6 protein-coding genes are annotated in these 5,547 nt (G+C 37.8%); all 6 read left to right on the top strand.

Going from position 1 to position 5,547, the window contains the following annotated elements; translation table 11 throughout:
* On the top strand, window positions 1–615 hold a 615-nt coding region (gene cas6, locus PWP39_RS09695), incomplete at its 5' end, for a CRISPR-associated endoribonuclease Cas6 (RefSeq protein WP_288073586.1).
* A complete protein-coding gene (locus PWP39_RS09690; protein WP_288073585.1) occupies window positions 596–2,269 on the top strand; it encodes a hypothetical protein in 1,674 nt (557 codons plus the stop codon). The genes cas6 and PWP39_RS09690, both read left to right, overlap by 20 nt.
* Window positions 2,247–2,636, top strand: a complete 390-nt coding sequence (locus PWP39_RS09685; RefSeq protein ID WP_288073583.1) for a hypothetical protein — start codon at window positions 2,247–2,249, stop codon at window positions 2,634–2,636. The genes PWP39_RS09690 and PWP39_RS09685 overlap by 23 nt, the downstream gene beginning before the upstream one ends.
* Entirely contained in the window at window positions 2,605–3,570 is a 966-nt protein-coding gene (locus PWP39_RS09680) for an RAMP superfamily CRISPR-associated protein (RefSeq protein ID WP_288073581.1), read from the top strand. The genes PWP39_RS09685 and PWP39_RS09680 overlap by 32 nt, the downstream gene beginning before the upstream one ends.
* Window positions 3,571–3,608: 38 nt before the next feature.
* Complete coding sequence (locus PWP39_RS09675) at window positions 3,609–4,490, top strand: hypothetical protein (RefSeq protein ID WP_288073579.1); 882 nt, start codon at window positions 3,609–3,611, stop codon at window positions 4,488–4,490.
* 42 nt (window positions 4,491–4,532) lie between these two features.
* Complete coding sequence (locus PWP39_RS09670) at window positions 4,533–5,531, top strand: DUF3800 domain-containing protein (RefSeq protein ID WP_288073578.1); 999 nt, start codon at window positions 4,533–4,535, stop codon at window positions 5,529–5,531.
* Window positions 5,532–5,547: the final 16 nt, after the last annotated feature.

The raw sequence follows: 5,547 nt of genomic DNA, 5'->3' as shown, positions 1-5,547 counted from the left end.
TCCCTTGAGCTCCACAAGCCATTCGGGCCGAAGTTCTTCACGTTCAGCAAGATATTTGCGGAGGATTACAGGATTGAAGGTGAAAAAATTCTCATTAAGGGCTCAGCTTACTTTTTCATTTCAAGTCCAAGGAACGATATGATGGTCAAGCTTGCAGAGGGATTTTTGGTGGATCCAGATGTAAAAATAAACAGTGCAGAGTTTTTTGTTTCGGAAATTCAAGTTTTGGAAGAGCCAGAAATTAGCTCTAAGGAGAGATTTATTACAATGAGCCCAATATATGCCTCAAATGTTGAAAAAAGTGGTGCTGTTAAGAGATGCTTAGACCTCTACCCAAGCGATGAAAGATTTTGCGAAGTAATAAGAAAGAACCTGGTGAAGAAGTATCGAATCCTTCACGGAAAGGATCCTGAAAGCAATGAGCTTGAAATAAAGCCCTTGAACGTTAAGCCGAAGAGGATTAAGGTCAAGAATACCTGGCACAGATGCGTTGAGATGGTTTTTATCGCAAAGGGAAGCAGAGAGCTCTTGGAAGTAGGCTACAAGGCTGGATTTGGAAGTAAAAATAGCATGGGGTTTGGGATGGTGAAGGTTGATGGGAGAAAGAAAATGTGAAAAGAGGAATGTAGCTGAAAGAGCTCCATTGATAGAGGGTACTTTAGCTAGAACTGATATTAACACAGGAATGCCACATTTGGATGAACTAACTCACCATTTGATAGTGGTCTCAGCAGCCTCATTAAGGCTTAACTCACGAGAGGTCACTTTAGCGGCGCTAATCCATGACTATTTTAAGCCTATGTTTGATTTTAGGCAAACAAAGTGGTATCATTTTATAAAAGATGACGAGTTGTATTCACAGATTGGAGGTATACCCAATATCGGGAAAATTATAGGAGGACACCATGGTAAAAACGACAATAAAATACGTCAAATTGAGCAGAGTGGCGCCTTATCTGGTTTGGAAGTTAGAATTCCGTTTAGCCTGCCTGAATCACAAGAGTTCATAATTACTGAGCATTTAAGAGTTGCTGGACCGTATAGGATGTTTCTTCTTGCCCTTTTGAGGAGAAAATTAATTGAAATGTTAAGCAAAAAATATTCGGAAAGATTCCAAGAAATTCTTGGAGTTTCAAGGATACGGTATGAATACAGACCGCTCAACGGAGTTAGCACAATTGAAGAAGCCGCAGAGTATATAAAGAAAGAGAACTGGAAAATCGAGATCGATAATGAAACTATGATAATACCTCTTCCCTCAAGATTTCATGGGGATTTGTTTTATTTTGAATACTATGAAGAATCAAATGTCGTTATTGACGTAGACAAAAATGCAAAAAAGATCCGTGGCATCAGGATTCCCTTTGGAGCGGCATTATCCACAGTGTATCTGACAAGCTCCAGAGATACATATCTTCTCTATGTGGATGCTGGATTTGGACAACTGGCTTTAAAAGATGTTATTAAGGAGATGCTTGATGATTTGGAGAAAAAGAAGCAGAAAAGTGCATTCGAACAGATAGATCTCGATAAGATCGCAAGCTCCTTAACTGGTAGATTCAATAACGATGAGACATGCATTTTCTGTGGTGAACCAGGAGAACCAATTGCAGAGAACGAAAAGATTAGTAGCGTCTTGAGGGATAGGTTTACAGACAGATGGTTGCTACTAAGAAACGCAGGAGTTGCATGCCCTGCATGTAAGTTGGGATTTGAGATCGAGGAGCTATTCAGACTCCAAGGGCTAAACGAATATATCCCTCAAGAGGTATTAATCCCAAACGTTAAGATCCTTCATGATGTTCCAATCTTTAAGGAGACAGAGTTTATAAGGAGCATTTCATCAAAAATTTGGTTAGAGTTGCTAAGTGAGATTTATTATTCTCTTTATTTTAATAAAACTAAAGATTCCAAAGAAGGTTCAATTAAAAAAGAAGAGGAGTGGATAATAAAGTTTTTCTTGAATCCAACAGTTTTAGTGTATCCCTATGAGATAGAGATTACTCCTCAGGCAATGACAGTTGCACTGGGCTACCAGAAGAAGAAATTCATCCTTCAAAGTGGACTCCATTCAAGCGTAGTTTTCCCTGGCAATGAAAAAGACTTACTTCCAGAAGAATTTTTAGTCTTAAGAAAAGTTTATGCTTCAAATCCAGAATTAGGAATTTATCTACTCCAAAAGCTTAGGGATGTGTATTCTCCAATTTTTGGTGTTCCAGAAGTTAAGATAAAAGGAGGTGGGTCTCGTGCAAGAAAAAGAAAACATTGAGGAGTTAGTTACTCAGCTATTGGCTGGGTTAGACAGCCTTGTGGACTGGAGTGAAGTTGGAAAGGAAGTTAGAGAGAAAAAATATTCGATTCTTGCAAAAAGAATCGCAGTAGTTGCAAAGAGTTCAAACACTCTTAGGGAGTTCATTGAAAAGCTTCTAAGTCAGATAGCTGGAGATTCTCTTTTTATATCGAGAGAAAAGGGAAGTTCTTTCAAAAATATTTATGAAAAAGCCAAAGAGCATGAGGAGGAAGTTATAGATTTTTTGAAAAAGTATCCCTACTTGAGTACTGTTTTGTATGCTGCTTATGTTGAGGCGATAGGAGGTGACAAGAATGAAGGTAGTACTGAAAATGAAGGCTCTTGAACCCATAAGCGTTGGCTACGAGTCCATAGGAATAGAAACATTGCTTTATTCCCTGCCCGTTATTGGGGAGGATGGTAAGCCTATCGATGTCCCCGTGCTTCCCGGCAATAGCCTTAGAGGCGTTCTTAGAGATCAGATGGCACTTCAGTTCCTCGAGGATGTGATTTCCAATGCTAAAAACAACAATAAGGATGTAAAAGCGCACATTGGAACACTTTTGTCGCTCTTTAGCGGTGGAATCCTTGCTGGAAAAGACAATGAACAATCGAAGGTTGAACCCAATATTATTAAGAATATTATGGAACAATATGTCTATCTGTTATTACCACTATCGATAATGGGCGTTGCTATCAAAAAAATCATCATACCTGGAAAACTGAAGGTTGGCATCGGCTATCCGCTCACTGAGGAGACTAAGTCCTTGTTAAAGGACCTTGGAGTATTACAAAATGACAAAGAAGTACCATCTCTTTTGAAAGATATTGTTCACTCAGTTCTAATTACTCGTAAGGACGACACAAGTAAGGTCATGCAATTAAAAGAACTCTTAAACGAAATTCAGGGTGAGCCTAAAGAAGTAAAACCAGAGGACAGCGCGATTCAACAGAGGTTATACCGTCAGGTAGTTATTCCAGGAACAGTATTCTACAGCTATGTTGAAGATGTAATACCTATGAGTGATGAAGAATGGGGGTTAGTAATAAAGACACTTAAGCGCCTGAGCAATGTAGGAGGCCGCGTTGCTGGAGGCTTAGGTAAAGTAAAGATAGAGATAGTGGGTGTTTCAGAAGAAGAACAAAAGAAGTTCATACAGGCTTATGATAACTACATTTCAAATAGCAATAATCTAAAGAAAATACTAAATGCATTAAAAACAGATCCCAACAGTTATTTTGTGAAAGAAGACAAAGAGGAGCAACAAGAAGAGGAATAACATCTTAATCTTTGAACTCTAGCTAGGAGGAGCCTACGATGTACCTAATCACTTTGAAATTCAGGGTTTTTCCATTTTCTCTCTCCTTATCAAGCCCCAATATCCTTTCCCAAGAGTTTATACCTTTTGATGGGGCACTAGCATTTGCAGAGTACTACAAAGCCAAACTATCTACCAGTTCAGATTGGAGAATCCAATATTTAGAAGACACCTTAACATCAAAGGAACTTGAGTGGAATTCTGAAATTCGCAGTTCTTACCTGCTACCTGCCATTAGAGAGAATAATAGCCTTATAGTCACGACTCCAATGGGATTTGAGGTAAAGTTCTCTGTTGGTAACGATGCACGTTATGAGTCTTCAGAAAGGCATCACCTTTACAAGGCGGAAACTTCTCAGATATTCCTCCGACTCGGACGTAGGGATGATATTATTAAAACTGCACTTATCCGCAAGCAATTGGGAGTTAAGCTAAACGTCAAGAGTTTCCCTAATTCTCAAACTGATCCTCAACGTGGACCATACAAAGCTGTTGATTACCAGGTGAAAATATATGTGACCAATTTACTATGGGCTGCGATTGTTGATGGAGTGTCTAGAGATGACCTTAAGGAACTGCTTTCCGTCTTGAAGAAGCTGGGCATAGGTAAAAAACGAAATATGGGATGGGGCGATCTTTTGGATTACTCTGTTTATCCCCTGAATAGCACGAATACTCTAACTCCCGAATACATAATTCACAGTGAAGAATACTTGGAAACATGGAGACCATTGTCTCCAGAGAAGATTGTAGAGCTAAGAAAAATCAGAAAAATGTCTTTACTAGACTCTAAAATCGGCTATGGATCTGAGAATCCCCCTTACTGGAAAAGGAATATAGTCGTTAAATCTGCTCTATTCAAGATTCCACAGCGGAGATGATTTGATTTTTGACATGATCACCTATTTGAGGAGGTAATATAAATGAATGAGAAAGTACATAGCGTGGTTGTAGTTTATCATGATGAAACAAAGAAGATTGAAAATACAAACTTGAAAGGGCAGATTCTGCTTTTTATTCCTAAAAAGCTCGTTATAGAGCGTAAAGGAACTTTATTTGGTGATATGAAAGAAACATATGATCCACTAGATAAAATCTATGATGAAATCAAAAAGATTAGAAAAAATTATAATGCTGACCATAAATTTCATTTTAGTAGTATTTCCGGGGAAAAGTGGACAAAGTATAATCAGGCCGAAAAAGAACTTATAGAGATGGCTGTAGATGCTTTAAAAAGCGAAAGAAATAACGTTTTTTCTAACCCCCTTTTTTGCAAGATGGCTATAATATTTTATCCAATGACTCACTTAAATTCATATGGTGGGGATAAAAAAGAAAAGGAATTAAGATATCATGAAACTCTATTAAGAATGCTTCTCAAGGGCGCAGTTCATTACTTATACGATAAAAATCACTCTGTCGAAATACTAAAAATAATCTCGGATGGGGGACCTTATCATCGCAAACTAAGTGAGGATCGGATTTTATGGCGTTTAATAGACGATTTGATTAGACCTTTAAGAGATTATGTTAAAATATCTCCGACATCTGAAATTGTTCATCAATCATCGCAACACAAAGATTTTAAAGAAGATACAGAAGAATACATCCACGCCAATATGCTTCAGTTAGCGGACATGCTTTTAGGATCTGTTATCCATTCTTGTTATAAAGGTATAAAGATAGCCAATAAAAAACCTAAAATTGGAGAAGAAGTAGTTGATAAGAGAGGAATAATATCTTTTCCAGTAAAAGAAATGATAGACAAAAGAAAACGAGGCAGTAACTTCGAATATAGTAGTCATTATAAGTCCTTTTCTCTTTCTAAAGCCGAGATTATAAATGGCGAGTGGGTATTTGAAAATATTATGGCCAAAGAAATCGAAATTATTCCTGACGGCAGACAGATTACCTTGATCTAATATTTGGGAAGGTAGT

The sequence above is a fragment of the Pyrococcus sp. genome, assembly GCF_030153625.1.
Classification (GTDB): domain Archaea; phylum Methanobacteriota_B; class Thermococci; order Thermococcales; family Thermococcaceae; genus Pyrococcus; species Pyrococcus furiosus.
Note: the sequence above shows the minus strand (reverse complement) of the source record. Positions and strands in the feature narration are given on the sequence as shown.

What these genes read in the sequence shown, in the direction of transcription:
- PWP39_RS09675 (WP_288073579.1), top strand. Translation starts at nt 3,609, where the DNA reads ATGTACCTAATCACTTTGAAATTCAGGGTTTTTCCATTTTCTCTCTCC.
- PWP39_RS09680 (WP_288073581.1), top strand. Translation starts at nt 2,605, where the DNA reads ATGAAGGTAGTACTGAAAATGAAGGCTCTTGAACCCATAAGCGTTGGC.
- PWP39_RS09670 (WP_288073578.1), top strand. Translation starts at nt 4,533, where the DNA reads ATGAATGAGAAAGTACATAGCGTGGTTGTAGTTTATCATGATGAAACA.
- PWP39_RS09690 (WP_288073585.1), top strand. Translation starts at nt 596, where the DNA reads ATGGGAGAAAGAAAATGTGAAAAGAGGAATGTAGCTGAAAGAGCTCCA.